The organism is Thioalkalivibrio sp. ALMg11 (assembly GCF_000377905.1).
GTDB lineage: Bacteria > Pseudomonadota > Gammaproteobacteria > Ectothiorhodospirales > Ectothiorhodospiraceae > Thioalkalivibrio.
The window spans coordinates 106,302-132,723 of the sequence record NZ_KB898873.1; the positions used below are offsets into that span (position 1 = coordinate 106,302).

A 26,422-nucleotide genomic window follows, 5' to 3' on the forward strand; every position below is an offset into this window, starting at 1 on the left:
GTGGTTCACCCGCCCTTGACCTTCTTCGCCCCTTCGCGCGCCCCGTGGTGACCCGCCCTGCCGGACCTTAACCTGCGCCCCCGCCGTGCCTACTTGACCGGCCCCGGTTTGCCGGGAGAATGACGGTTCGGCTATATTCCTGCGCCTTTTTCCGTGTTCTTTTTCCAGGGACGGCCCTGACCAACGTACCGCGCCCGCGTACGGCCCCGCGCGCTGCGACCGGAGTTGATTGATGCGACAGAACCAACTGAACGGCACCCTCTACCGCCCCGCATTCGAGCGCGACAACTGCGGCTTCGGCCTCATTGCGCACATGGACGGCGTAGCCAGCCACTGGGTGGTGGACACCGCGATCAAGGCCCTGGAACGCATGACCCACCGTGGCGCGATCGCCGCCGACGGCAAGACCGGCGACGGTTGCGGCCTGCTGATGAAGGCCCCCGAGGCCTTCCTGCGCACCCTGGCGGGCGAGTCCGGCATCGACCTGACCGAGCGCTTCGCCGCCGGCATCGTGTTCCTCAACCCGGCAAAGATCGCCGAGACCCGTGCCGCCGTGGAAGGCGCGATCGAGCGCGGCCCGCTGAAGCTTGCCGGCTGGCGCGAAGTTCCGGTCAACCCGGAAGACGCCTGCGGCGCCGAGGCCCTGAAAAGCCAGCCACACATCCTGCAACTGTTCATCAACGCCCCGGCGGGGATGGACGCGGACGACTTCGAGCGCGCGCTGTTCGTGGTACGTCGCCGCGCCGAGATCGCGATGGGCGACGACCCGGTGTTCTACGTGCCCAGCCTGTCGGCGCAAGTGCTCTCCTACAAGGGCCTGGTGATGCCGGCCAACCTGCCGGTGTTCTACCCGGACCTGAAGCGCACGGAACTGGAGACCGCGATCTGCGTGTTCCACCAGCGCTTCTCCACCAACACCTTCCCGCAGTGGGGCCTGGCGCAGCCGTTCCGCTTCCTCGCCCACAACGGCGAGATCAACACCGTGCAGGGCAACCGTAACTGGGCAATCGCGCGCCAGCACAAGTTCGCCACCGAGAAGCTGCCGGAGCTGGCCGAACTGGAACCGCTGGTGAACCTGGAAGGCTCCGACTCGCAGAGCCTGGACAACATGCTGGAGGTGCTGCTGGCCGGCGGCATGGACCTGTTCCGCGCAATGCGCCTGCTGGTCCCGCCGGCGTGGCAGAACGTCGCGCACATGGACTCCGACCTGCGCGCGTTCTACGAATACAACTCCATGCACATGGAGCCCTGGGACGGCCCGGCCGGCATCGTGCTGACCGACGGCCGCTACGCCGCCTGCACCCTGGACCGCAACGGCCTGCGCCCGGCGCGCTACGTGATTACCAAGGACCGCCACATCACCCTGGCCTCGGAGATCGGCGTGTACGACTACGCCCCCGAGGACGTGGTCGCCAAGGGCCGCCTGAAGCCCGGGCAGATGCTGGCCGTGGACACCGAGTCCGGCGAGCTGCTGCAGCCCGAGGACGTCGACCGCATCAACCGCACCCGCCAGCCCTACCGCCAGTGGCTGCGCGCCCAGGTGAAGCACCTGAAGAGCCAGCTGGACGACAACCAGTTGTTCTCCGGCGAGCCGATGCCACCCGAGCGCCTGGAGACCTACGAAAAGCTGTTCGACGTAACCTTCGAGGAGCGCGACCAGATCCTGCGTGTGCTGGCCGAGGCCGGCCAGGAGGCCGTGGGCTCCATGGGTGACGACACCCCGTTCGCAGTGCTCTCCGGTCACACCCGTTCACTGTACGACTACTTCCGCCAGCAGTTCGCCCAGGTCACCAACCCGGCGATCGACCCGCTACGCGAAAGCATCGTGATGTCGCTGGAGACCTGCTTCGGCCGCGAACAGAATCTGTTCGAGGAGACCCCGGACCACGCCCACCGCCTGGTGTCCGACTCCCCGGTTCTGTCCGAGGCCAAGTTCCGCGAGCTGTGCAACCAGACCGAGGACGCCTTCCGCGTCGAGCGCATGGACCTCAACTACGACGTCCACTCCGGCTCGCTGGAAGACGCCGTGAAGGCCCTGACCGACCACGCGGTCGAGGCCGTGCGCGACGGTGCCGTGGTGCTGGTCCTGTCGGACCGCGGCATCGACCCGGAACGCCGCCCGATCCCGGCCGCGCTGGCCGTGGGCGCGGTTCACCATGCCCTGATCCGCGCCAAGCTGCGCACCGACGCCAATATCGTCGCCGAGACTGCCACCGTGCGCGACCCGCACCACTTCGCGGTGTTGCTGGGCTATGGCGCCACCGCGATCTATCCGTACCTGGCCTACTCCGCGCTGCACGGCATGTGCCAGTCCGGCGAGATCCCGAACGCGGACCCGCTGACCCTCGCCCAGAACTACCGCCGCGGCATCAACAAGGGCCTGTTCAAGATCCTGTCCAAGATGGGCATCTCCACCATCGCCAGCTACCGCGGCGCGCAGCTGTTCGAGATCGTCGGCCTGTCCAACGGGATCGTGGAGACCTGCTTCAAGGGCACGACCAGCCGCATCCAGGGCACCCGCTTCGCCGACATCCAGGCGGATCTGGAAACGCTGTCCAAGCGCGCCTGGAACCCGCGCAAGAGCGCCGGCCAGGGCGGTCTGCTGAAATACGTCCACGGCGGCGAGTACCACGCCTACAACCCGGACGTAATCCAGACCCTGCACCGCGCGGTGCAATCCGGCGACTACGGGATCTACAAGGAATACGCGGATCTGGTGAACCAGCGCCCGGTGACCGTCCTGCGCGACCTGCTCAAGGTGCGCGACGACATCGAGCCGATCGACCTCGAAGCGGTCGAGCCCGAGGCCGACATCCTGCCGCGCTTCGACTCCGCCGGCATGAGCCTGGGCGCGCTGTCGCCGGAGGCCCACGAGGCTTTGGCCACCGCGATGAACCGCCTCGGCGGGCGCTCCAACTCCGGCGAGGGCGGCGAGGCCGTCTCCCGCTACGGCACCGAGCGCATGTCCAAGATCAAGCAGGTGGCCTCCGGCCGCTTCGGCGTGACCCCGCACTACCTGGTCAACGCCGAGGTCCTGCAGATCAAGGTCGCCCAGGGCGCCAAGCCCGGCGAGGGCGGCCAGCTGCCGGGCCACAAGGTCAACAAGATGATCGCGGAGCTGCGCTTCTCGAATGCCGGCGTGGCCCTGATCTCGCCGCCGCCGCACCACGACATCTACTCCATCGAGGACCTGGCGCAGCTGATCTTCGACCTCAAGCAGGTCAACCCGGATGCGCTGGTCTCGGTGAAGCTGGTCTCCGAGGCCGGGGTCGGCACCATCGCCGCCGGCGTGGCCAAGGCCTACGCCGACCTGATCACCATCTCTGGCTATGACGGCGGCACCGGCGCCAGCCCGCTAACCTCGGTGAAGTACGCCGGCACCCCGTGGGAGCTGGGCCTGTCCGAGACCCACGCGACCCTGCGCGGCAACGACCTCCGCGACAAGGTGCGCCTGCAGACCGACGGCGGCCTGAAGACCGGTCTGGACGTGATCAAGGCCGCGATCCTCGGCGCCGAGAGCTTCGGCTTCGGCACCGGCCCGATGGTGGCGCTGGGCTGCAAGTACCTGCGCATCTGCCACCTGAACAACTGCGCAACAGGCGTGGCCACGCAGGACAAGGTGCTGCGCATGAACCACTTCATCGGGCTGCCCGAGATGGTCATGCACTACTTCCAGTTCGTCGCCCGCGAGACCCGCGAGTGGATGGCAAAGCTGGGCGTGCGCAGCCTGACCGACCTGATCGGCCGCACCGACCTGCTGGAGATCCTGCCGGGCGAGACGCCCAAGCAGCAGCACCTGGACCTGAACGGCCTGCTGGCCAGCGGCGACCTGGCCGACAAGCCGCGCTTCTGCAAGGCGCCGAAGAACGAGCCGTTCGACAAGGGCGAGCTGGCCGAAAAAATGGTCGCGGAGATGCTCCAGGCCATCGAGAGCAAGGCCGGTGGCGAATACCACTTCGACGTCGCCAACACCGACCGCTCGATTGGCGCGCGGCTGTCCGGCGAGATCGCCAAGCGCCACGGCAACCAGGGCATGGCGGACGCCGCGATCACCGTGCGCATGAAGGGCACGGCCGGGCAGAGCTTCGGCGTCTGGAACGCCGGAGGCCTTTACCTCTACCTGGAAGGCGACGCCAACGACTACGTCGGCAAGGGCATGACCGGCGGCAAGCTGGTAATCCGTCCGCCGGAGGGCTCCAGCTTCGCCAGCCAGGACACCACCATCATGGGCAACACCTGCCTGTATGGCGCGACCGGCGGCAAGCTGTTCGCGGCCGGCCAGTGTGGCGAGCGCTTCGGCGTGCGCAACTCCGGCGCGATCGCCGTGGTGGAAGGCATCGGCGACCACGGTTGCGAGTACATGACCGGCGGCGTGATGGTGGTGCTGGGCAATACCGGCATCAACTTCGGCGCGGGCATGACCGGCGGCTTCGCGTTCGTGCTGGACCGGGAGAACGACTTCCCGGACCGCATCAACAATGAGCTGATCGACCTGCACCGCCTCGACACCGAGGAGATGGAGGCGCACCGGAACTACCTGGAGGAGCTCGTCACGGAATTCGTGCACGAGACCGACAGCGCCTGGGGCCGCGAGATCCTGGAACGCTTCGACGACTACCAGGGCTCGTTCTGGCTGGTGAAGCCCAAGGCCTCCGAACTCCGGGGCCTGCTGGCCAACCTGCGCCAGGCCGCCTGACCCGCCACCCGGCGGCACCGCGATTCGGGCCCCTTACGGGGCCCGTTTTGTTTGCGCCGCCCCGAAACTCCCGTCATTGCAAGCGCAGCGAAGCAATCTCCAGGGCCAACCACCCGATCCCCACCCGTTTGCCCGCATCAAGCGATTGCTTCGAGGCGCTCGCAATGACGGGGTTTTGGGGGCTCGCACTGACGTGAAGGGATCGATGCCCTGACGGCTACCGGGCCCTCCGGGCTATCATGCGAACCCCACCACCGGCACGACCCTAGAGGAACGCGCAGCGACCCCATGGCAGGCCTCATCCCCCAGGCATTCATCGACGATCTGCTCGAGCGCAGCGACATCGTCGAGGTGATCCAGCGTCGCGTCAGCCTGAAGAAGGCCGGGCGCGAGTTCGCGGCCTGCTGCCCGTTCCATGGCGAGAAGACGCCATCGTTTTACGTCTCCCCGCAGAAGCAGTTCTATCACTGCTTCGGCTGCGGGGCCCACGGCACGGCCGTCAGCTTCCTCATGGAGTACGAGAACCTGAGCTTCCCCGAGGCGGTCGAGCAACTGGCCGAGCAGGCCGGTCTCGAGGTTCCGCGCGAGGCCGGGGATGACGACCGGCGTGAGGCCCATGCCCCGCTATATGACGCGCTGGACGCGGCCGCCGAGTGGTACGTACAGCAACTGCGCCAGACCCCCAAGGCGGTCGAGTACCTGAAAAACCGCGGCATCGACGGTGCCACCGCCCGCAACTACCAGATTGGCTGGGCCCCGCCCTCCGGACTGATCGAAGCGCTCAAGCCGCGCTTCACTCCACAGCAGATGGTGGACGCCGGTCTGGCCGCCCGGCGCGACGACGGCGGTATTCGCGAGCGCTTCCGCTCCCGCATCATGTTCCCGATCCGCGACCGGCGCGGGCGCATCACCGGTTTCGGCGGGCGCCTGATCGAGGACGGCGAGCCGAAGTACCTGAACAGCCCAGAGAGCGAGGTCTTCCACAAGGGCCAGGTCATCTATGGCCTGTTCGAGGCGCGCAAGGCCGGCACCCGGCTGGACGACATCGTGGTCGTCGAGGGCTACATGGATGTGGTCGGCCTGGCGCGCGCCGGGTTCCACCGCGCGGTGGCCTGCATGGGCACTGCGCTCACCCGCGCCCACCTGGACAGCCTGTTCCGCCAGGTCTCGCGCATCACCCTGTGCTTCGACGGCGACGCCGCCGGCCGCCGCGCCGCCTGGCGCTCGCTGGGCGAGGCCCTGCCGGCGATCCAGGGCCTGCGCGAGGTGCGCGTGCTGTTCCTGCCGGAGGGCGACGACCCCGACAGCCTGGTCCTGCGCGATGGCCTGGCCGGCTGGGAGGAACGCCTGGCCGGCGCCCTGCCCCTGTCCGAGACCCTGATGCGCCTGCAGCGCGAGGAGCACCCGACCGACACCGCCGAAGGCCGCACCCGCTTCGCCCACGCCGCGATGAAGCTGGTCGCCACCGCCCGCGATCCGCTGTTTCGTGACCAGCTCGTAGAGCGCATCGGACAGGAAACCGGACTGAGCCCCGAGCGCCTGGAACAGGTCCTGTCGGAACAGCCCCCCCAGCCTGTCCGCAGCCCCGAACCCGGCCCGGGCCACGAGCTCCCGGCTACGCCCGCGAGCGGCGAGAGTGCCCCGACCTTGTGGGGCGCCCTGCTCGCCCGCGTCCTGCAACACCCGGAGCTGGACTGGTCACAGCCCGAGTTCCGCCAAGTCGTCGAGCTGCCCGGAGCTGCCGCCGAGACCCTGCGTAATGTCCTCGCGGCCCTGGACGAGAGCCCTGGACGCCATACGGCCGGCCTGCTGGAGCGCTTTCGCGACCAGCGCCACTTTCAGCGGCTCATGGCCCTGGCCCACCAGGAGCTCAACGACGGGGAGCCGGCGGTCACTCACCAGACGGCGCTGGACTGCGCCCGCCAGCTCCTGCGTCAGCACTATCGATCGCGAATTCGTGAACTGACTCGCCCCGGTTCCGAACTCGGAACGGAACAACGCGCCGAGCTCGCCCGTCTGACCCAGCAGGTACAGCGGTTCGACGTACCCAAGTAGCACCGCCGGGGGCTTGAAACGCCCGGATTCGCCCTCAATATAACGGTCAAGGAGGTCGTCCCAAGGCCGGGTCGCGACCCAGCCTTGGCCCGAAAATCAGTCAGGCCACCGGCAATATAAGATTCTTCTGCTACAATACAGGATTGATTTTTCTGCGCCCCATTTTCCTTGAACCGTGTTGCCACGGCTCAAACAAGCACCTCGGAGTACGACCGCAATGAATCGTGAAGAGCAGCAATCCCAGCTCAAGGACCTGATTGCCAAGGGCAAGGAGCAGGGATACCTCACGTATACCGAGGTAAACGACCACCTGCCCGACTCGATCATCGACTCCGACCAGGTCGAGGACATCATTGCGATGATCAACGACATGGGCATCGCGGTGCATGAGCAGGCCCCGGACGCCGACAGCCTTCTGCTGTCCGACGGTTCGGTCTCTGCCGACGACGACGCCGAGGACGCCGTGGCGGCGCTCGCCTCCGCCGACAGCGATTTCGGCCGCACCACCGACCCCGTGCGCATGTACATGCGCGAGATGGGCACGGTCGAGCTGTTGACCCGCGAAGGCGAGATCCGCATCGCCAAGCGCATCGAAGAGGGCCTGATGCAGGTCCTGTTCGCGCTGGCCCATCACCCGGGCGCGATCGAGCGACTGATCCGTGATTACGACCGGATCGTCGAGAACAATGGCCGCCTGACCGACCTGGTGACCTCCTTTATCGACCCCAACAACCACGCCGATGGCGAGGCCCTGGCCCGCGGGCTGGTCACGCCGGAACAGGCACAGAAGGCCCAGGACGAGCAGAAGGCCGCGGCCGCGGCGGCCGCCGCAGCCGCCGCCGAACAGCAGGCCAGCGCCGAGCTGGATGCCATCGTCGACGAGGTCGAAGACGCCGAGGAAGACGAAGAAGCCGCCGAGCCGGTCGACACCGGCCCGGATCCGGAAGAGGCGCGCGAGCGCTTCGAGAAGCTGCGCAAGCTGCACGCCAAGGCGCACAAGGCCTTCGAGAAGGGCAACCGCGAGGCCTACGCCATGGCGCGCGAGGCCACCGCCAAGTACTTCATGGAGTTCAAGCTGATCCCGCGCGTGCTCGACCAGCTGACCACCCAGCTGCACGGCAGCATCAATCAGGTCCGCCGCCACGAGCGCCGCATCATGGCGCTGGCCGTCGAGCAGGCCCAGATGCCGCGCAAGGCCTTCATCGACAGCTTCCCCAAGAACGAGACCAATCTCGACTGGATCAAGGAAGCCTGCAAGGCCAAGGGCAAGTACACCAACGCCCTAGCCCAGCACGAAGAAGAGATCGTGCGCCTGCAGAAGAAGCTGGCCGAGATCGAGCGCGAAGCCAGCCTGAACATCGCCGAGATCAAGGAGATCAACCGCCGCATGTCCATCGGCGAGGCCAAGGCCCGTCGCGCCAAGAAAGAGATGGTCGAGGCCAACCTACGCTTGGTGATCTCCATCGCCAAGAAGTACACCAACCGCGGCCTGCAGTTCCTCGACCTGATCCAGGAAGGCAACATCGGCCTGATGAAGGCCGTGGACAAGTTCGAATACCGCCGCGGCTACAAATTCTCGACCTACGCCACCTGGTGGATTCGCCAGGCGATCACCCGCTCCATTGCGGACCAGGCGCGCACCATCCGCATCCCGGTGCACATGATCGAGACCATCAACAAGCTCAACCGCGTCTCCCGCCAGATGCTGCAGGAGATGGGTCGCGAGGCCACTCCGGAAGAGCTGGCCGAGCGCATGGAGATGCCTGAGGACAAGATCCGCAAGGTGCTCAAGATCTCCAAGGAACCGATCTCCATGGAGACCCCGATCGGCGACGACGAAGACTCCCATCTGGGCGACTTCATCGAAGACGAGAAGGTCGCCTCGCCGTCCGACTCCGCCGCACAGGAAAGCCTCACCGAGGCCACCCGCGAGATCCTGTCCACGCTGACCCCGCGTGAGGCCAAGGTCCTGCGCATGCGCTTCGGCATCGACATGAACACCGACCACACCCTCGAGGAAGTCGGCAAGCAGTTCGACGTCACCCGCGAGCGCATCCGCCAGATCGAGGCCAAGGCCCTGCGCAAGCTGCGCCACCCGACCCGCGCCGAACTGCTGCGCACCTACACCGACGCCGAGTAACCGGCGTCCCGGCCGCACGGCCGACCCTCGCACCACGCTGCGGCGCCAACCCCCTTGGGGGTAGAATGGCGCCGCATTTGTTTGCGCACCGCGCAAACGCTCCCGAGCACGGGCCTGTAGCTCAGTTGGTTAGAGCAGGGGACTCATAATCCCTTGGTCGCTGGTTCGAGTCCAGCCGGGCCCACCATAAAAACAGACACTTACCGATAATCCGGAACCTCCTTCTGTCCAATACGAAGGGGGGTGTCCAATAAATTCTGCCCCAAATGAAGGGCAGCTCGCCCCCGAACCGCCCCCTTCCTGAGAAGAACCCACCTCGCTCTATCGCCCTACTGAACCGGCAACACCCCTGCCGAGTGGCCTCATGGTCGCCTACAAACGGATGATGGCAACAACCGAAAAGCTCGCCCATTCAGGTGCGGGGTGCAGCGTCCCTACTCGGGCTTACTGCCGGATGATGTCGGTGTAACGCTCGAACAGGAAGCCAACCCGCTCAGCCTCCACCTTGAACTTCCGGCGGCCGTAAGCCTGATCCACGGCCTGATCGTTGGCTTCGTGGGCGCTCCGGAGATCATTCGGCATCGCCAGCGGATCATAGAGGTCTGCCAACGTGGAGTCGCGGTGGTTATCGCGGGCGTCAAGAATCCCCTGCGCCGTGGCTTCGATCTTCCGCTTCTGTGATTCCGTTGGATTCGGCCAGGGGAAGTTGTTGTAGACGATCTGGACTGAGTATCGGTATCGGCTTTCCAGCCGCCCGCAAACGGCACGAACCCATGCCATGTGCATGTACGAACAAAGAACCCCGAAGTGGTACGGCTCCGCATCGAACGCAACCTTCACCAGGTTGCTCGGAAAAACATCGGCGGGCAGATACCCGAAGGGGATGTATGGTCGGCGCTCAGACGATACCTCGGGCAGTACCAGATACCGACCCTCTGGAATGCTCTCTATGTGAAATCGCGTCGGCTTTCTCGCGAGCGCCTGCGTGGATGGCGGAGGCGTCTTCTTCGGCTCTTTCCCTTTCTTGTTCGGGCCTTCACCCAGCCGGACTTGTCGGACAGCATCAACCAGCTTCATCGCGTGAGGGAGTTTGCGCAGCTCGGCCGGGGAGCAGTCACCCAGCCAGAGCACCCACCGCTCGATCCCGTTGATGAACTCCTGCGAACCAACCCAGCGACGGAAATGGGGCGCAGCCAGGGGCTCCTTGGCAAGGAAGCTCGCCTTTTCTTCCGGGGTAAAGAGGTAGAAGCCACCGTCGATCGGCTTGTTTCCTGTGCGAATGGTTGGCGAGGGGCACAGCGGTTTGCTCCGGGATTCCAAGAGGACATTTGGCCCATCCACCAAGTAGGGGTTGATGTTCTCAACCTCTATCTCCATGGGCTCACCCGCCGGGTCTCCGTACTCGAACAAGCGCTTTTTCGGGGCATCTTGCAGGCCAAATCCGATGATGACGCAATGCACGGCGGCAACGCCCTTGGCCTCGTTGCGCCAACGGAAGGTGCGGTGAGCGAAATGGATCTTCAGACCTCGATCGAACAGGTAGCGGAAAAGGACGCCTACCTGTTCGCCCTGCGTGATTGAGTTCGTGGAGACCAGAGCGCATCTAGTCGTAAGGCCCTGAATGTAGTTAATGGCCTTGACGTACCATCCGCTGACGAAATCAAGGTCACCATGGCCTTTGACATCCTGGCAGGCGAAGTTCCGATCTTTCGCCTGTTCAGGCGTTAGGGTCTTGCTCCCGTTGAATGGCGGGTTACCGAAGACGTAGGTGAGCGACGATGGCTGAAGGACATCGCGCCAGTCCATTCTCAGAGCGTTTCCGTGGACGATGTTGGCGGACTTCACGAGGGGAATCCGCACGAATGCGTTACCGAATTCCCTCCCCACCAAGATATTCATCTGGTGGTCCATCAGCCATAACGCCACCTGGGCAATCTGCGCGGGCCATTCCTCGATCTCGATGCCATGAAACTGATCGACATCCACCTTGATGTATTTCTCGATCACGTCGAAAAGGTGAAGGGATCGGATTTCCTTGGCGTAAAGCCTTCGGATCACCTCCAGCTCCAGCAGGCGTATTTCTCGGTAGGTAATCACCAGGAAATTGCCGCATCCGCAGGCTGGATCAAAGAACTGGAGAGACCCTAGTTTTTCGTGGAGGGCTCTGAGCTTGGCCTTGTAATTCCCGGCAGCACCAAGTTCCGCTTTGAGGTCATCCAGAAACAGCGGGCCGATAACCTTGAGGATGTTCTGCTCAGACGTGTAGTGCGCGCCAAGGTTACGGCGGGTGGCGGCATCCATGATGCCTTGAAACAGCGACCCAAAGATCGCGGGGCTTACCTGGCCCCAGTCCAGGGTGCTGCAATCCAGCAAATGCTCTCGCATCGCGGAGTCAAAGGCCGCAGTCCGGAGCCTTTCCGCAAAGAGACGGCCGTTGACATAGGGAAACGCGGAAAGCTGCTCGTCGCGGCTCGTGAGGCGCTGATCCTCCGGCGTATTGAGCACGTCAAATAGCTCGGATAAGCGCGAACCCAGGTCGGACCCGTCCTCATGGGTCCGCTCTCGGATGAAGTCCTGAAAGGCCGCCTTGGGTGTGAATATCCCCGTGTCTTCTGCAAACAGACAGAACAGGATTCGGACAAGGTAGATTTCCAGCTCGTGCCCCGAGTACCCGACTTCCGTAAGTTCGTCATGGAGGCGCGCGAGCTTTTCGGCGGCCTTGATGTTTACAGGGTCTTGCTCCCGAAAAGTGCGGGCCTGGTATCCGGCGATGAACCCAAATTGCTCAATGTGATCGTGCAGATCGGACACCTGGAATTCCGTCTGCTCATCGGTATCGAGGTCGTGGACCCTCATTCGGGCGAAGTCCGACACGATTACATACCGTGGCAAATCTGCGTCACGGATGCCGGGGAAGTAGTCGATGGCCTGATCGTAGGCGCGAGACAGGTCTTTCCCGCGCGACTTGTGCTCCGCGATCAGCATTCCGGGCCAGAACAAGTCGATATATCCGGCGTTCTGACCTGCTCGCTCGACGCGCTGCTCGAAGGTGGCGATTCGGCGGCGGGGAACCCCGAAGACCTTGAAGAACTCGTCCCAGAAGGTCTTGGCTTCCGCGCTTTCGGAGGATTCGCCAGACCATTCGTTTGAGAAGGCGATGGCGCGAGCGCGGATTTCGTTCCAGCTAAGGGGCATCAGCAGCTTTCCATCCAGGGAAAGGCGCCAACTCTACCATTCGGGTCGGGCACGATGCCGAGAGGCTAGGTGCGGCGATTGTGCGCTGCGAGGCGGGTGACGCTTATTCCTTCCCGCCACCCTTGCGCTCGACCGGCCGGACCCGAACCGGAGCGCGCTTGTAGTGGCGATGGAGGGTTGCAGGGTTCTCGTGCCCGAGGAGGCGATCGTCGTCACCGTCCGAGGCAGCCTTCGCTCGAATGTCGTTGAAGGTGAAGCGCTCGGTCAGGACACCCTCCTCGATGGCCTTGCGCATGTAGCGTTGCCAGGGCGCGCGGAAGCCATCCCCCGTGAACGGCGAGCCATCCCGCTTGTGAACGACCCACATAGGCGAAACCTTCGACGGGAGGGCCTTTAAGGAGGCCATAATCGTTCGGAGCGCCGGGGTGGGCTCAAAGACGAGCGATTTCTTCGTCTTCCCGGTGAGAACGGTCAGGCCGACATCCTCGGACCAGTCGTTCCACTTGAGATTGAGAATGTCAGACTGGCGCAAACCCGTTGCGTAAGCGAGGTCCATCGCGCACTGATAGACCGGGGGCATGATGGCGCGCACGGCCAAAAACTCCTCGTCCGTGATGTACCGCTTCCGAGGGGCTTCCTTGTTCCTGGTGACCAGTCGGCAAGGGTTGTCCGTAGCGAGCCCCCAACGGATCGCGTAGGTGAAGACGTGGGATAGGAGCGACTTTTCCCGGTTGCCACGGACCCGCGCGCGGCGGTCCATGTAGCCGTAGATATGCTTCGGCTGGATGTCGTCGGGCTCCATTTCTCCGAAAACCGACCGCAAAAGGCCCAGCTCTTGAACCTGCTTCTTCTGGGTGGTGAGAGCCTTTTGCGGTAGGACTTCGCGCAGGTAGCGGTCCATGATCTGGCCCATCGTAATGACGGGGGCCTTGGTCGTATTCAGGCGGCTGTACTCGACCATTGCCTCGTGGAATTCCGAGCCAAGCGGATTCCACTTGCCGCTCTTGTCCACGAAGTAATACTTGCCCCGGCGGACGTAGACCCGCTCGGGGAGATTCTTGTCGCTTTTCCTCTTTCTGCCCATCGCTGTACAGCCCTATGCCAAGGCGGTGAAGTCCGGCCCCGCCTTCTTCTTTGGACTCGCGGCGGCGCTTGGCGCGTTGCCGCCCCCTCGCTTGGAGGCCCCAGGGTGATCCACCTGCGTCACGGGGACACGAGGATAGCCGTCAGCGGCCACAAAGTAATGCACCCCCTGGGATCGGAGCTGCTTGATCTGGGAACTGGGGCGGCGGTAGCCGGTCAGCTCCTCGACTTGTTCGCGAGATAGAAACATGGCTTATCTCATTCTCGATTCATACAGAGAAGGGCGGTGGGCCACCGAAGTCAACCCGCCTTCCTTTCCAGCTCGTTCTCGACCGCGTGCCTGGAGACAAACTCCAGGCGGGCCGAATCAAGGTGCTCGGCCAGGTCCGTGACCCGCACCATCCATGGCGACTTTGCCGACCCGGCCCGATAGGCCGGGAACGGCAGGTCGCCACGGTTGGCTCGGCGGAACGCCTCCTTTCGGCTGATCGCCAGGTACTTGTCGGTCACTCGTTCCAGCTCAATGTCGGCCGCCCCGTACTCGCGCATCAGGAGATCAACGGTGGACGTGCCAGCATTGCAGCGGTCGTTCGTCGTGTTGTTGGTCACTTTGAGGGTTCTCCTGCCGTCAGCGGGCTTAGCCCGCCGACCGGCTCAGGTAGCGGCGACGAATATCCAGCACCCATTCCGGAACGCTATCGAAGGTGAAGTCACGGGCCGGTTCGACGCGGCGCAGGTTCGTAGCGCGAGCGACCGTCTGAATCTCGCCGCCCCGCTGGACCGGCTCCATCAGCCCCTCGACAAAGATCGGGTTCCCCACTCGGATCGCCTTGCGGAAACGGATGCCCTGCTTGCCGGACATTTCAATCGGGATCAGGGACTCTCGGCTGTTGGCCTGCTGGAGCAGGAAGATCACCCGCTTGTCCATCTGGAAGGGCTCGCCCGCGACAAACCCGGCCAACTCGAAGTGGTTGGAGGCGCGGGTGAACGTCTCCGGCATGGAGATCGCACTGGTCGATTCGAGCGCTGCCTTCGCATCCGGTTCGGTATCGAGGATGCCAGGGCGCCCCAGGTAGACACCCTCCATGCGGACGTGGCGCCCCGCCTTCATGGCCGCCTTGTCGTCCATTTCTTCGGTCACTCCGGAGTAGAGGTGCGCGATTACCTTCACGGTATCGCCCTTGTTGAGCGAACTCGGGATTTGGTCATTCGGGAAAGCGACCTGCATCGCGTTCTCGGCGGATTGCTGGTCCGGGTTCTCGCGGCTCAGCAGGATCGTCTTGGCCTCGCGGTCGAAATCCATCGCGTAGCCGACCAGCCAGGTTGCGTTCCAGCAGCCCGACACGAAGGCGTAGCTGCTCGGGTTGTTGAGGTTGTGGTTCGAGATCATCTGGGTTCTCCGTCTGGTTTCCAGGGTATCCGGCACCCCTCCGGGCTCACGGTAAGAAGGTGACGAATATCACAAGAATACCGGCGGTATTCTGTAGAAACAAGCCGGAATACAACGAAAATAATTATACCGAACGGAACACAACCAGAATTCTGCCCGGCCGGATCGCCCTCTTGTGCTGTACAAAACACCAGTGCTTAACTGTTTAGGGCAACCACGAACCGGAGGGACCGGATGGAATACCGGCAGGCTTGGGTCCATCGGAAACAGGGGCGCTACTACAGCGCCCGTCTGGTGCGCGATCTGTTCAACGAGCTAACGGTCGTACAGGTGTGGGGCGGCCGGGGCACCCGGCGCGGCGGCCACGCGATCTCCCCCGTGGCCTCCGTTGAGGAGGGCATGAAGCTGATCGACGGGATCGACCGGCGCCGCGCCTCTCGGGGGTATTCGCGGGTCCACTAGGCACAAAAAAACCCGCCCAGGCAAAGCCAAGGCGGGTGTGAGGCTACGCAGCAGCCGTTCGGCGGCGGCGAAGCTGGTCGTTGATGTCCCCACTGGAGGGACAGCGAATGTCCACGGCGATGCCGTGTTCTTCATCGAGGATTTCCTTCAGGCGCTCAGCACCGTGGCGCCCGCCGGAATCACCATCGAAACAGATGGTGGTCTGCTTGTTGACGCGGTTCTGGAACCACTCGGGACGCCAGGCATTCGTTCCGGGAAGCCCCATCACGTCGCCTGTGTACCCCAGATCAACCATCGAGAGCACGTCGATCACGCCTTCGACGACCGCAAGGGACTTGGAGCCTTCCTGTTCCCAAATGGAGGGCTGGGCGGCAATCCCGTAGCGGAGCGCTTTGCGCTCGCCTTCATTGGCGCTTCGAGCAAGCCTGAACTCGATGGAGTCGAGCCCAGGGAAGAACCAGAGAAGCGGCCGGTAGGCCCCTGCTGGCATCTTCTTCCCAGGCTTCATCAGTCCCGCCTCAACGAGCTGATCGACGCCACCGGCAGCCTCCGCCATGAAGTCGCGAGCCCTGAAGGGGTTACCCGGAAGGAACCGGAGCAAACCCCGCTCGATGGCCTCGCGAATCACTCGCTCGGAAATGCCTCGGGAGTCCCGGAGGTAGCGGATGTGGTCCGAGGAATCCTTGAGGGATGCCTGAAACACGGCCGCCACCACGCGCTTGAGCGTTTCCGAGCTTTCCTGTGGCGCAGGGGGCGGGTTGTCCTGGACGCGAGGCCCCAAGGACTCGTGAACCCAATACTCCCGCATCAGCCGCTTGATCGTGTCGGAGATCGAGGCACCGTAGATCGCCATGGCGGCATCCACGACCGAGCCTTTCGCTCCGCACGAGAAGCAGTGATACCGACCGGCGCGAATGCCGAGACGGTTCGAGTGGGCCTTGTGGCCGCAGCTCGGGCAGGAGTCGGATCGCAGCCCAGAGTTTCCCCTGGTGAACCGGAACCCCTGATCGGTCAGGAAAGCCTCAAGGTCCACCTGCTTCTTGATCGTGTCGATCCAGCGCGGGGAGTCATTTTTCGCTTCCTCGTTCATCGTCGCCTCCTTGTGGTGACAGCAAACATGCGGGGCCGGTTGGCGCCGCTTCTGTTGAGGAATTGCGCCCACAAAAAAACCCGCCGCAGGCAAAGCCTGGGCGGGCCATAGGGTCTACTTGGCGAAGCGCTCACCGCGCATGAACGCGATGAAGTGCATGGCCTTCTTCTTCGTGGCGAATCCCGCATGGGATCGGCCGTCTGCGTAGACCATGTACCGAGGCCCATTGCCGACTCCCGGCCGAATGGTAAAGACCGGAAGGTAGTAGCTGGGATGGCGATAGACCTCCCTGCGGGACTCGATCTCAACGATCCGAACAACGTGTCGCGTCAGGATCGCGCCGCCGCCGTAGGAGCGGCTGTTGGCAATCAGGATGGGCGTTTTCAAGGGGCCGAGAGAACGGCTGACCGTCCCCATCACGTCCCATTCCTCAATCCAGTCCCGACCCGTGGTGCTGTCCCCGAGGAAAAGGCGAACTCGAACGCCACGCTTGCGGGCGGATTCGAGCGCGGTTTTCACGCCGTCCGGCGTTCCGGGCTCGAACCATGTCCCGAGATCGTGGTTCCGGGCCTGATCGACGAGGGCCTGGTATTCCATGTACTGCTCGATCGTGCCCCGCTCCTCCGGTCGAGGAGCGGGTTGCCCCAGGGCGCTCGCCAGCTCGCGAGCACGCTCGTAGCAGACATCGAACCCAAGGCAGGAATAGCCGGTACCGGCCGGGATCACGAAAAGACGCTGGGTGTCGTTGGTGGTTACGCTCATGGTGTATCTCCTTCGGAGTGCAGGGCCGGAATGGCCTGCTTCACGAAGGAATTGAGCCCATAAAAAAACCCACCGCTGGCAAAGCCAGGGTGGGCATAGTCGTCATGCGGCGTAACACGCCTTCCGGAACTCGATTGCCTCAAGCATCGCGTCCGTGTCGGAGAAGGTTTCGAGCGTCAGGTAGCCGTCAACGTAGGTGAGAATGGATTGCGCCTGAAGCGCGACCCAGACGCGCCGAGCCAGCGCGTCTCGCCAGTTGAAGACCTCGATGAACTCGGAACCCGCGTTGCGCAAGCGTCGCTCGATTGCCTCCGCGTCCGAGCGTGTGGGGCCTCGGAAGACGCCGGGGGCATACTCGCGCAGGCGATAATCATGGATCAGATCAGTCGTCGTCATGCCCGATCCTCCACCACCATCGCCTGAGCAAACGGCCCATGACGGTCCTCCCGGCGCTCGATGTAGATGGCGAGCACATTGGGGGGCGCCATGGTCGATCGGCCCACATACGCTTTCTGGCTGCCTTTCCACTCGTACTTGCACTTGTCGAGCGGCCGAGCGCCGAGTCGGCGCGGATTGTCGCCCAACAAACGGCGGGCGGCGTGGCGGGTGATGATTTTCACGGGTCGGCTTTCCACTGTCATGTTGTATCTCCTTCGAGGTGCAGACCGGAATGGCCTGCTTCACCTGTTATTGCGGGCGCAAAAAAACCCGCCACAGGTAGTACCTGGGCGGGTGTCGGTCTTCGGCAGATCAACGTGATCTGTTCAGGCGCTCATCCAGAGGTCGATGGTTTCGGGTTCCCGAGGTGCAACCCGGTTGCTCTCCATGCCCGTGATCCGGTGAGGAATGTACATGTCCTCTCCCAGCTCATCGGCCGCGAATTGGGCCGCAGGCAACCAATCCTCACGAGAGCCCGTGGAGGCGATGTCGAGGCAACCCGGTACGCGGGTGTAGATCAGGGTCAGAACCACGCACACGAAGAAGTCGTAAGGCTTCCGGGAGGTGTCGCAGAACTCGAATCGACCATCCGCAACCTCGGGCGTCAGCAGGAAGGTGTCGCCGCTGAGGCCCATCCGGCCAGTCCCGTTGAATCGGATCGCATCCGCCGAGAATTCAGGCGGCGCGTCCGGGGCGTTGCGATCGAGGGCGAGCCGAAGGGGCTCGTCGTCGAAGTAACCCCCCGCCGAGATCGAGTGCTCTGGCAGCCGTCCGGCGAGATACCGAGCGTCCCGGATGATCTGACGCCAAACGTGGGTCGGGATGGGGATTTTGCGCGTGAAGTAGTGGGTGTAACCGTTGCCCATGGTCTTCTCCTTGCGATGCCGCTCCGGGATGGAGGGCTTCGCAAAGGGGTTGCGCCCACAAAAAAACCCGCCCAGGCAAAGCCGAGGCGGGTGTGGTCTTCACGCGGCGAATGCCGCTTCCTGTACCGGAGAGTCCCGGAGCGCAACGAGCGAATGCCCCAGATGTTGCCCCACAGCCTCGAAGGCCGAATGGACAACGGACTGGCCGAGGATTTCATGCGCGCGGGTAGCGGAGAGCCCTGCAACCAGGGACTCGGGAACCGCTTTGACGCGGGCATGTTCCTTCGGAGTGAGCAGGCGCGAACGTTCCGGATCGGTCGGGTGCTGGATGAAGGGCTCGGTTGACCGAGCCTTCGCGTACCCTCGGCCGATGGTCCCAAGGCTGGCCTCGGAGCCATCGAGAAGCTGCCGCCGGAAGCCTTTTCCGGCTTCCTTGTCGCGGACTTCCTTCTCGGCCAGGTAGCTGTACTCCTTCCAGATCGGATCGTCGTGGCCGATGTCCTCCAGGATGTCCTGGATGCACGACTCACGCTCCCGAGCGGAACGAAGCCCCTCGAACGAGAAAGGCACCTCCGGGTTGGTCGCAATCATGCAGAACCGATTGCGCCGCTCCAGCGAGCCCAGCTCGAAGCCATCCAGGACCGTTTCGTGCAGCTCGTAGTCGAGACTGCGCAGAACCGACCGAATCACCGTCATGCTGGTCGTCGTGCCGTACTGAGGCACGTTTTCCAGCAGGATTACACTCGGCCGCAAGGTCTGGATCGCCGCGAGGAACGCGACGAACAATGGACCAGCGGTTTCGTGCTCCTCGGCTTTTGCCAAGCGGTTCTTCGCTCGACCCGAGAGTGAGGCCCCTGTGCAGGGGAGCCCCGCCGCGAGGATGTCGATGGCCGGTAGCTTGCGCCACTCCACATCCTGCATTGGAGCCTCGATGGCAATGGAATCCGACTTCCAGATCGGATTGTTCGCCAACGACGACTCCAGGTAGTCGCCGTCCGCCTCGTTGGCAAAGGCCAGCTCGACGGGGACTCCGGCAGCTTCCAGACCGCGATGAAGCGCGTGGTCCAGGATGCCGCCCCCGTGGGCCAGCGATCCGATACGGAGCGGCTGATGAGCCTGTAATCGCTCGATCAGACGCGAGGAGCGCTCGGCCGTGGCACGGTCATGGTGGTGAACCGTGACCTCGATCGAACCCGGCCGGATCACGACCCGGACCCGCTCGGCCGAGCCGAACGTGCGGACCAGCTCCTCGCCGCTCACGTCAATGACGGGAAGCTCCTCATCGCCCCGCTTGCGGCGGGAAACCTTGCGCTCGCCGGTATCGACGAAGCGCATGACGAGGCCCTTCCCGGCCTTGCCGCTCTGCTCGACATGAGACAGCTCGAAGTGCTGGCCGGGGGCAATCCCCGCGCGAGCAAGACGGCGGCCTTCCAGCCACAGACGCTTCTTGCCCTTGCGCTCACCGAGCTTGGTGTAGATCACAGTTGCCGACATGATGATTCTCCTTCGGGTATGCAGGACCGGAATGGCCTGCTTCCCTGGGGATTGCGGGCATAAAAAAACCCACCCAAAGCAAAGCTAAGGGTGGGTAGGGGTAATTCCGTCTCAGAACGGAATATTGTCGTCGGCGGGGGCGCCTTCGTTAGCCGGGGCAGAGTCGGACGGCGGATTGCCGCTGGAGGAACCGTTACCGGAACCACCACCAAGCATCTGAAGATCGTTCACGACGATTTCGGTCGTGTAGCGATCAGTACCAGATTGGTCCTGCCACTTGCGAGTCTGGAGCTTGCCTTCGATATAGACCTGCGAGCCTTTGGTCACATACTGACCAATGATCTCGGCGGTCTTGTTGAAGGCAACGCACCGGTGCCACTCGGTCTTCTCCTTGGTTTCACCAGAAGAAGCGTCTTTCCAGCGCTCGGAAGTTGCGATCGAGATATTCGCGATCTTGACGCCATTCGGCGTCTCGCGCATTTCCGGATCGTTGCCCAGATTGCCGATGAGTTGCACTTTGTTCAGACCACGGTTAGCCATTTTGATTCTCCTTACTTGAGTTCAAGCGTCACGAGGCGACATGCCTGTGATCGCAAGGGGATTGGCGGACAAAAAAAACCCACCCAAGGCAAAGCCGAGGGTGGGGTGTGGTCGAAGTCCCGCTACCTGGAATCAGGCAACGGCACTCTGCTGATCGCCTTGGTTGGCGATCTTCTTCTCCTGCTCATCGAGCATTTGCAGGGCCTTCTTGCGGGCTTCCTCGCTGATGCCGGTATCGGCCGAGGTAAGCCACTGGCGCGCGGTAGCGGCCTTGGTGGCGGTGTCGATGCCCCGAATACGCTGAACGAGATCATCCGGCGGCTCCTTGGCCTCCGGGCTAATCACGGGCTGAGCCGATTCAGCGGCAACCACAGCACTCGCACTCGCACCATCGTCGTCGTCCGCTGCGATCCCAGCGACAGCAAGCGCCTGATAGCGACGCATGTAGGTGACCACGGAGCCGAACAACTGCGGGCCGGGCGTCTTCCCGTTCCCGGTGGGAACGCGAAGCATGACCATCGACTCGATGAACCCGCCCGAGGCGTGCCCAAGGATCGTCCGAAGATAGTCACCACCCTGGGTCACTTCGCCGGATTCGTTGTCGATGCTTCCCGGCAGCGTCTCGATCCATTGCGTGATGAACAGGCCGTGACGGGACAACACCGGACGGATCGCCTGAAGCACAGCCGAAAGGTCGGCGTACTTGTTCTTCAGGTGAAGGTTCTCGGCGTTTTTCACCGCGTTCTCCATTTCCCCCTGCGCTTTCGCGAAGGCGGCCATGAAGTCGGGGTTCATTTCTCGGGTCTGCTGCATATCTGCTCTCCTTCTCAATGCGAATCCGGGATGGATCGCTTCGGGTGAATGCCGGGGAATCCGGCTGCACAAAGGTTTGCCAGACAGAAAAAACCCACCACACCGCCCCTCCGGGCTGTCATTTTCCGAGGCCCGTTGTACAATGTTGTTCATCAGTCAATCACAGACCAATGCAGTTTCCGGAGCCGGAATGAACTCTCGATCCAAGCTGGGCGGGCCTCTCGACACCCTTGCGCTGACCAGCGCCGGGATCGCGCTTATGAGCGCTCACCCGGCCGTCGCCCCCTATCTGCCCCACGCGGCCGCGCTCGGAGCCGCAGCGGCCGGGAGCGGCTGGCTCGCGTGGCGCGGGAGTGAGTTTGTCCGGCGGCGCTGGGCCTTCGAGACCGACATGAAGGTGCGCTCGGACGTGCCGCGCCTGAAGGCGGGCCTTGGGGAGCACGTCCCCGGCGCGCTGCTCATGGGGTACTGCCTCGATACGGGCGAGCCGATCTGGGTGCCGGACGAAGACCTCATGCGGCACGTCTACATCCGTGGTCAGTCCGGGGTCGGCAAAACCGTGATGGCCTCCTCGCTCATGTTCCAGCAGATCGAGCGCGGCGGCGGTCTCATGTTCGTGGACGGCAAGATCGACGTGGACAACCTCGACGCGCTGTATCAGATGGCCGCATGGGCCGGGCGCGAGAATGACGTGGAGATCATCAGCCCCGGCACCCCGGAAACATCGAACAGCTACAACCCGATCCTCTACGGCGACCCCGACGAGGTGGCGGCGCGCATCATCGGCCTCATCCCGTCTACCGAAGGGAGCGCCGGGACCGACTACTACAAGCAGGCGGCAAACCAGGGCGTCTCGACCCTCATCGGCGCGCTCCAGGCGTCCGGGATGGCGTACAACTTCATCGACCTTACGATCCTGCTTTCATCCCCGAAAGCGCTTCAGTACCTCGAAAGCCTGGTGCCGCCGGATCGGCCGGAAGCCAAGGCCCTCTCGATCTTTCTGGACCAGTACCGCACCGGAAAGGAAGGGATGGTGGACCTCAAGCGCCTCAAGGAGACGTTCGGGGGGATTGGCGGGCGCCTCTATATGTTCGGCACCGGCAAGTTCGGTGAGGTGATGAACACCTACGACCCGGAAGTGCGGCTCTACGACTCGGTGCGGAACAACAAGATCACCTACGTTGCGCTGCCCACGATGGGCAAGGACGTGGCCGCATCCAACTTCGGGAAAATGCTGATCGGAGACTTCCGCACAGCGGTTTCCTGGATTCAGGCGCTCCCGAAAGGAGATCGGCCGGACCCGCCCTATCTCGGCTTCTTCGACGAGGCCGGTTCGTACATTTCCGCGACATGGGACCGCATGTTCGAGCAGGCCCGCTCCGCACAGATCATCCTCATGCCTGCGATCCAGACCAACTCCAACTTCGAGGCGATCTCGCCGGAGCTGGCTGAAATGATCGAGGGCAACACCTGGAACAAGGCGTTCTTCAAGCTGGGTGCGCAGAAGACGGCCGAGGCAGCCGCCGAGTTCATCGGCATGAAGATGGGCGTCCAGCGGACCCTTACGCAATCGGATTCCCAATCGGAAACGGCGACCCTGGTGAACCCGGCGCCTACGCAATCGTCGGGGGATTCATCCGGATCGGGGTACTCCGAGCGAGAGCAGGAGGAATACCGCGTCAGCCCGGACGACCTGAAATCGCTGGCGAAGGGGGAAGCGATCATGGTGATCGGAGGGGACCGCATCTACCCGATCAAGGTACCAATGATCCAACTGGACCCGGCTTTCACCAAGCAGATCGGTACCGCGAAAACTTCCCACCGGAAGCGCCAGTTCCGCAAGGGCATCAACCTCTTTGGTCAGATTGACCGCTTCCTCACCAGTCGGGAGAAGGAAGTGCTCTCCGAGGAAGCCGGAAAGGCTCTCGGTGTGTGATGGAGAGCGCAACCATGGACGCAGCCACTATGGACCCAACGCACGAACTGAACGGCTTTTACTGGGACGCGAACGATGCTGGAGAATCTGAACGAGACGCTGGGAGCGACCTTCCTTCCGACGATACTTTGGTGGGGTGGGATTGGAGTGGTGGCGCTTCTGATTTTCCCTCCGACGAGGCCCTTGCTGAGCTACTTGGTGAGTCAGGTTTTCACGCCGAGCGGGAGGGGGATCATCGTCGTTCTCTGGCAATGGACGGTCTGGGCGATCAAGAGCCTGATCGGTTCCCACAAGGCGTACTTCCGGCATCTATTGACGCCTCGCTCCAAGCTATTCCCGACGCTCCGAGACGCGCGCAGAAGGGGCGACGGGAAAGCGGATCGAGACTGACCTTCCACATCCGCCCGGAGGATTGGGACGACCCGGTTCAGCGCGACCTCGTGCGGCTTCTTCAGCTCCGAATGAAGGAGATCATTGACCAGCGGCCCAGGGGGCGAGAATTCCTCGCGTGGGTCTTTTCCTGCGACCCCGAGGAGCCCCTGCCTTTCGATGAGTGCGCGAGGGCACTCGGGGCCGAGCCAAACAATATCCGGCTTCGCCTCCAGTCGTACCTCTATCGGCACTGGATTTACCTGAACCGCCCGCTGTCCGGGTTTTTCATTGCCCATCCCCCGCGCGACCTCATGGGGCAATGCCTATTCAACGGCGGCCCTCTCGGTGAGTTCATGGCGCTTCGCGTGTGGCTTCAGCCGGGCATCCCGTTGAGCCTCCTTATGCGCGCCGCGAAAACCGAGTTTCCAGACAGGAAGGAAATGGATTTCAAGGCCGCCGTGGAAGCGCTGCTCGAAAGCCGCCTCATGCTCGAAAACGCTGGCTCTAACCTCTACCTGGTCGGACACTATGGCTACCGCCTCGAACGAGAAGACCCCTGGCGATAACGCACCCGCGATCGAACCGGCGGAATGGCTCCTCCATCTGCCGAAGGATTTTGTGGACTATCGCGAGGACGACTACCCCTTCGGTGTGGGCGACCGCTTCTGCGGCCTTGCCCGCGTCCTGACAGCCCCGAAGGCCAAGCGCGGCACTCGGCGCCCGATGTGGCAGTTTGACGTGGCAACGAGCACGCTGGAGCTGCGGGTTACCTACTTCGGGAAACGCCCGGAACACACGACCGACTGGAAGGACGTGAAGCCCGGCGCCCGCATCCTGCTCAAAGGCACGATCAACCAGTTCGGCCGTCAGTTCGTCCTCGATGGCGCCGAGCGAGTATCCCCGGCGATGTACGGCCGGATTGCCGCCCGGTACCGCCGGGGCGCCCTGAAGCGAGCGGCCTCCGCCACCGTCGCCAAGCGCGTAGCCGAAGCACTGGAGGATGAGCGCCACCTGGAGCGGGCTTCCGAGCTTCTTCACGAGAGACTTGGCGCGGCCTCCCCTGGTCCCGCACCCCTGAATCAACTGCTGCTGGCCCTGCACGCCCCGGACTGCGAGCGCGACGGGCACCTGGCGATCCAGCGAGCCCGTCAGCTCTCCGCTCTCTCCATCCTGAAGCGGCGCCCTCCTCCGGTGTCGGGCCGCCCCGGCGCTTGCGTAGCCATCGAGGACTGGCTGCGCGATCGCGCCGTGAGGGTACTGGAGGAGCGCACGGGGTTCTCCCTATCCGAATCCCAGCTCAAGGCGATCCACGGCCTTGTGGACGCCCTCCGGCGGGATCAGCCCACCCGAGCCCTGATCTCCGGCGACGTAGGCTCCGGAAAGACGCTCCCGTACCTTGCGCTGGCCGTTCTGGCCCATACGGCCGGGGCGCGCGTAGCGGTGATGATCCCGAATGGGGTGTTGGCCGAACAGGTCTTTCGCGAGTGCCAGGAGGTGTTCCCCCGCGTGAACGCCACCCTGGTATCGAAGGGCGGCCTCAAGGGTGATCGAGACACGGGGCTCCTGATCGGAACGACCGCCATTTCCGCCTACGCCAAGCGCTCGGGTTGGCGGGCGGATGTGCTGATCCTCGATGAGCAGCAAAAGCTCGGGCTCACGCAGAAGCAACAGGTCATGCACGAGGACACCAACGTTATCGAGGCCACCGCGACGTGCATCCCTATGACCATGGGGCAGATCAAGCACGGCGACATGGACATCTACCGGCTCAAGCCGCATACCGAGAAGGACATCCGATCCTACATCCTGGGGGAGCAGGATCGGGCGCGGCTTGTCGATCACATCGAGAAGGAGATGGCAGAGGGCCGTCGGTGCGCGGTGATCTACCCAATCCGGAACCAGGACACGGAGCGCAAGCGCAGCGTCATCCATGCCGCCGAGGCATGGGCCGAGCGTTTCCCCGGTCAGGTGGCGTGCCTGCACGGGCAAATGACGCAGGAAGAAAAGACGGCTATCCTCCAGGGTGTACGAGACAAGGACACGCCGCTGCTGGTCGCCTCCTCGATTATTGAGGTAGGGGTCACAATACCGGACCTCTCCACTTTGATTGTGGTTGATGCCGGGCGGTATGGAACGAGTACACTCCACCAGATGCGCGGACGGCTCGTGCGTCAGGGCGGCAAGGGGTTCTTCTTCATGCTGCCGGGCGTGGACACTCGTAACTCGGACGCGCTGACGGACGGCCAGGTGACAACGCTGGAGCGCCTGAGCCTTCTGCTGAGAACGCAGGATGGGTTCGAGCTGGCCGAGCTGGACATGGCCCAGCGGGGTTTTGGTGACCTGTTCAGCGAGGAAGCCGAGAAACAGCATGGGGCAACACAGGCCCCCTTTTATGGACTGAAGCTGACTCCCGAAGACTTCGACGGGGTGATCGCTCAGGAAAACGTGGCATGAGCACGAACCTGAAGAAGATACTGGACGACGATTTCGAGGCGAAGCACGCCCGGAAGGTCGCTGGCGTGCGCTTTGCGATCGCCTCCGCATATCGCGCGTTCGAGAAGGAGTGGGGTTGGATGCCCGCCAGTCGGGCGCACTGGATCAAGCAGTGGTCCGATGTCCTCGCGGACTTCTCGCCCGAGGCCATCCAGGCGGCCACCCGCCGCTGCACCGCCACCCTGAATCGCCCCCCCACCCTCGCAGAGTTCGACGGGTATTGCCGTGAGCAGGCAGGCGGGAAGCCGCTGCCGAGTCCCTACCCGAGACGAACCGTGGCGACGATGGCGCGCGAGATCGCCCTGGAAGCCGAGGAGGCCAGCGCAGCAGAGAATCGCTCCCCTCTGGAGCGGGCGGATGCCTACATCCTGGCGGCGGCGCTTCTGCTTGCACGCGCCAACGAGGCGGATGGGATTGAATGGAACGACCAGAGCCTCACGACCGACTACATCGAGCGTTACGGTCGCTACGGCGATGATTCCGTCAAGCTCGTTGGAGCTGCCAAGTCCGGATACGGGGAGTGGGCGGGCCTATTCGACGGCGACGACTTCGAGGATACGGACCCGTTCTGAGCGGCGGCGAAGCCGAAGACCGACC

At 63.5% G+C, this 26,422-nt stretch carries 21 protein-coding genes and 1 tRNA gene; 9 read left to right on the forward strand and 13 right to left on the reverse strand.

Annotation, left to right across the window (positions count from 1 at the left end):
• Positions 1-232 precede the first annotated feature (232 nt).
• The 4 genes from gltB (at position 233) to D578_RS0105680 (ending at position 9,078) form a co-directional block, all read left to right on the forward strand.
• On the forward strand, positions 233-4,696 hold the full coding sequence (gene gltB, locus D578_RS0105665) for a glutamate synthase large subunit (protein ID WP_018948996.1): 4,464 nt from the start codon (positions 233-235) through the stop codon (positions 4,694-4,696).
• 288 nt (positions 4,697-4,984) lie between these two features.
• Positions 4,985-6,751, forward strand: coding sequence for a DNA primase (gene dnaG / locus D578_RS0105670; protein ID WP_018948997.1), 1,767 nt, complete (start codon positions 4,985-4,987; stop codon positions 6,749-6,751).
• Positions 6,752-6,968: 217 nt separating this feature from the next.
• The gene (rpoD, locus tag D578_RS0105675; protein ID WP_018948998.1) at positions 6,969-8,891 is read left to right on the forward strand and encodes an RNA polymerase sigma factor RpoD; all 1,923 of its coding nucleotides are present in this window, start codon (positions 6,969-6,971) and stop codon (positions 8,889-8,891) included.
• A 110-nt stretch (positions 8,892-9,001) separates the two neighbouring features.
• Positions 9,002-9,078: transfer RNA gene (locus D578_RS0105680), tRNA-Ile, on the forward strand.
• 257 nt (positions 9,079-9,335) lie between these two features.
• Here D578_RS0105680 and D578_RS16130 read toward each other — a convergent pair.
• From D578_RS16130 to D578_RS0105705, 5 genes are all read right to left on the reverse strand, one after another.
• Positions 9,336-12,086: a DNA methyltransferase gene (locus tag D578_RS16130; protein ID WP_018948999.1), complete on the reverse strand. Its 2,751-nt coding sequence runs from the start codon at positions 12,084-12,086 to the stop codon at positions 9,336-9,338.
• A gap of 103 nt (positions 12,087-12,189) precedes the next feature.
• On the reverse strand, positions 12,190-13,170 hold the full coding sequence (locus tag D578_RS0105690) for a tyrosine-type recombinase/integrase (protein ID WP_018949000.1): 981 nt from the start codon (positions 13,168-13,170) through the stop codon (positions 12,190-12,192).
• Between the two features lie 12 nt (positions 13,171-13,182).
• The gene (locus D578_RS0105695; RefSeq protein WP_018949001.1) at positions 13,183-13,419 is read right to left on the reverse strand and encodes a DUF4224 domain-containing protein; all 237 of its coding nucleotides are present in this window, start codon (positions 13,417-13,419) and stop codon (positions 13,183-13,185) included.
• A gap of 50 nt (positions 13,420-13,469) precedes the next feature.
• On the reverse strand, positions 13,470-13,778 hold the full coding sequence (locus D578_RS0105700; RefSeq protein WP_018949002.1) for a pyocin activator PrtN family protein: 309 nt from the start codon (positions 13,776-13,778) through the stop codon (positions 13,470-13,472).
• A 28-nt stretch (positions 13,779-13,806) separates the two neighbouring features.
• Positions 13,807-14,559 carry a hypothetical protein gene (locus D578_RS0105705; RefSeq protein WP_018949003.1) on the reverse strand — a complete coding sequence of 251 codons (753 nt, stop codon included), beginning with the start codon at positions 14,557-14,559 and terminating at the stop codon, positions 13,807-13,809.
• Between the two features lie 234 nt (positions 14,560-14,793).
• Here D578_RS0105705 and D578_RS0105710 point away from each other — a divergent pair, with 234 nt between their 5' ends.
• Complete coding sequence (locus D578_RS0105710; RefSeq protein ID WP_018949004.1) at positions 14,794-15,021, forward strand: WGR domain-containing protein; 228 nt, start codon at positions 14,794-14,796, stop codon at positions 15,019-15,021.
• A 43-nt stretch (positions 15,022-15,064) separates the two neighbouring features.
• Here D578_RS0105710 and D578_RS0105715 read toward each other — a convergent pair whose 3' ends face one another.
• The 8 genes from D578_RS0105715 to D578_RS0105750 all read right to left on the reverse strand — a co-directional run bounded on the left by D578_RS0105715 (position 15,065) and on the right by D578_RS0105750 (position 21,024).
• A complete protein-coding gene (locus D578_RS0105715; RefSeq protein ID WP_018949005.1) occupies positions 15,065-16,111 on the reverse strand; it encodes a toprim domain-containing protein in 1,047 nt (348 codons plus the stop codon).
• A 114-nt stretch (positions 16,112-16,225) separates the two neighbouring features.
• Positions 16,226-16,873, reverse strand: coding sequence for a hypothetical protein (locus tag D578_RS0105720; RefSeq protein WP_018949006.1), 648 nt, complete (start codon positions 16,871-16,873; stop codon positions 16,226-16,228).
• 102 nt (positions 16,874-16,975) lie between these two features.
• Positions 16,976-17,269 (reverse strand): hypothetical protein, encoded by a 294-nt coding sequence (locus D578_RS0105725; RefSeq protein WP_018949007.1) that lies wholly within the window; start codon positions 17,267-17,269, stop codon positions 16,976-16,978.
• Positions 17,266-17,514, reverse strand: a complete 249-nt coding sequence (locus tag D578_RS0105730; RefSeq protein WP_018949008.1) for a DUF987 family protein — start codon at positions 17,512-17,514, stop codon at positions 17,266-17,268. The genes D578_RS0105725 and D578_RS0105730 overlap by 4 nt, the downstream gene beginning before the upstream one ends.
• A 123-nt stretch (positions 17,515-17,637) precedes the next feature.
• Positions 17,638-18,177 carry a hypothetical protein gene (locus D578_RS0105735; protein ID WP_018949009.1) on the reverse strand — a complete coding sequence of 180 codons (540 nt, stop codon included), beginning with the start codon at positions 18,175-18,177 and terminating at the stop codon, positions 17,638-17,640.
• Positions 18,178-18,276: 99 nt separating this feature from the next.
• Positions 18,277-19,671 (reverse strand): DNA cytosine methyltransferase, encoded by a 1,395-nt coding sequence (locus D578_RS0105740; RefSeq protein WP_018949010.1) that lies wholly within the window; start codon positions 19,669-19,671, stop codon positions 18,277-18,279.
• Positions 19,672-19,782: 111 nt separating this feature from the next.
• The gene (gene ssb / locus D578_RS0105745; RefSeq protein WP_018949011.1) at positions 19,783-20,211 is read right to left on the reverse strand and encodes a single-stranded DNA-binding protein; all 429 of its coding nucleotides are present in this window, start codon (positions 20,209-20,211) and stop codon (positions 19,783-19,785) included.
• Between the two features lie 132 nt (positions 20,212-20,343).
• Complete coding sequence (locus D578_RS0105750; RefSeq protein WP_018949012.1) at positions 20,344-21,024, reverse strand: ERF family protein; 681 nt, start codon at positions 21,022-21,024, stop codon at positions 20,344-20,346.
• A 142-nt stretch (positions 21,025-21,166) separates the two neighbouring features.
• Here D578_RS0105750 and D578_RS14795 point away from each other — a divergent pair, with 142 nt between their 5' ends.
• Genes D578_RS14795 through D578_RS0105775 form a run of 4 tightly spaced genes read left to right on the forward strand, consistent with a single transcriptional unit; the run spans position 21,167 to position 26,397 of the window.
• Complete coding sequence (locus tag D578_RS14795; protein ID WP_231364080.1) at positions 21,167-22,960, forward strand: type IV secretory system conjugative DNA transfer family protein; 1,794 nt, start codon at positions 21,167-21,169, stop codon at positions 22,958-22,960.
• Positions 22,961-22,974: 14 nt separating this feature from the next.
• Positions 22,975-23,898: a hypothetical protein gene (locus D578_RS16135; RefSeq protein ID WP_231364082.1), complete on the forward strand. Its 924-nt coding sequence runs from the start codon at positions 22,975-22,977 to the stop codon at positions 23,896-23,898.
• Positions 23,861-25,786 carry a helicase-related protein gene (locus D578_RS0105770; RefSeq protein WP_018949016.1) on the forward strand — a complete coding sequence of 642 codons (1,926 nt, stop codon included), beginning with the start codon at positions 23,861-23,863 and terminating at the stop codon, positions 25,784-25,786. Before D578_RS16135 ends, D578_RS0105770 begins: the two co-directional genes overlap by 38 nt.
• Positions 25,783-26,397 (forward strand): hypothetical protein, encoded by a 615-nt coding sequence (locus D578_RS0105775; RefSeq protein ID WP_018949017.1) that lies wholly within the window; start codon positions 25,783-25,785, stop codon positions 26,395-26,397. Before D578_RS0105770 ends, D578_RS0105775 begins: the two co-directional genes overlap by 4 nt.
• Positions 26,398-26,422: the final 25 nt, after the last annotated feature.

Coding starts and splice junctions, on each gene's coding strand:
- gltB (WP_018948996.1), top strand. CDS start 233: ATGCGACAGAACCAACTGAACGGCACCCTCTACCGCCCCGCATTCGAG.
- dnaG (WP_018948997.1), top strand. CDS start 4,985: ATGGCAGGCCTCATCCCCCAGGCATTCATCGACGATCTGCTCGAGCGC.
- rpoD (WP_018948998.1), top strand. CDS start 6,969: ATGAATCGTGAAGAGCAGCAATCCCAGCTCAAGGACCTGATTGCCAAG.
- D578_RS16130 (WP_018948999.1), bottom strand. CDS start 12,086: ATGCCCCTTAGCTGGAACGAAATCCGCGCTCGCGCCATCGCCTTCTCA.
- D578_RS0105690 (WP_018949000.1), bottom strand. CDS start 13,170: ATGGGCAGAAAGAGGAAAAGCGACAAGAATCTCCCCGAGCGGGTCTAC.
- D578_RS0105695 (WP_018949001.1), bottom strand. CDS start 13,419: ATGTTTCTATCTCGCGAACAAGTCGAGGAGCTGACCGGCTACCGCCGC.
- D578_RS0105705 (WP_018949003.1), bottom strand. CDS start 14,559: ATGATCTCGAACCACAACCTCAACAACCCGAGCAGCTACGCCTTCGTG.
- D578_RS0105710 (WP_018949004.1), top strand. CDS start 14,794: ATGGAATACCGGCAGGCTTGGGTCCATCGGAAACAGGGGCGCTACTAC.
- D578_RS0105715 (WP_018949005.1), bottom strand. CDS start 16,111: ATGAACGAGGAAGCGAAAAATGACTCCCCGCGCTGGATCGACACGATC.
- D578_RS0105720 (WP_018949006.1), bottom strand. CDS start 16,873: ATGAGCGTAACCACCAACGACACCCAGCGTCTTTTCGTGATCCCGGCC.
- D578_RS0105725 (WP_018949007.1), bottom strand. CDS start 17,269: ATGACGACGACTGATCTGATCCATGATTATCGCCTGCGCGAGTATGCC.
- D578_RS0105730 (WP_018949008.1), bottom strand. CDS start 17,514: ATGACAGTGGAAAGCCGACCCGTGAAAATCATCACCCGCCACGCCGCC.
- D578_RS0105735 (WP_018949009.1), bottom strand. CDS start 18,177: ATGGGCAACGGTTACACCCACTACTTCACGCGCAAAATCCCCATCCCG.
- D578_RS0105740 (WP_018949010.1), bottom strand. CDS start 19,671: ATGTCGGCAACTGTGATCTACACCAAGCTCGGTGAGCGCAAGGGCAAG.
- ssb (WP_018949011.1), bottom strand. CDS start 20,211: ATGGCTAACCGTGGTCTGAACAAAGTGCAACTCATCGGCAATCTGGGC.
- D578_RS0105750 (WP_018949012.1), bottom strand. CDS start 21,024: ATGCAGCAGACCCGAGAAATGAACCCCGACTTCATGGCCGCCTTCGCG.
- D578_RS14795 (WP_231364080.1), top strand. CDS start 21,167: ATGTTGTTCATCAGTCAATCACAGACCAATGCAGTTTCCGGAGCCGGA.
- D578_RS16135 (WP_231364082.1), top strand. CDS start 22,975: ATGGACGCAGCCACTATGGACCCAACGCACGAACTGAACGGCTTTTAC.
- D578_RS0105770 (WP_018949016.1), top strand. CDS start 23,861: ATGGCTACCGCCTCGAACGAGAAGACCCCTGGCGATAACGCACCCGCG.
- D578_RS0105775 (WP_018949017.1), top strand. CDS start 25,783: ATGAGCACGAACCTGAAGAAGATACTGGACGACGATTTCGAGGCGAAG.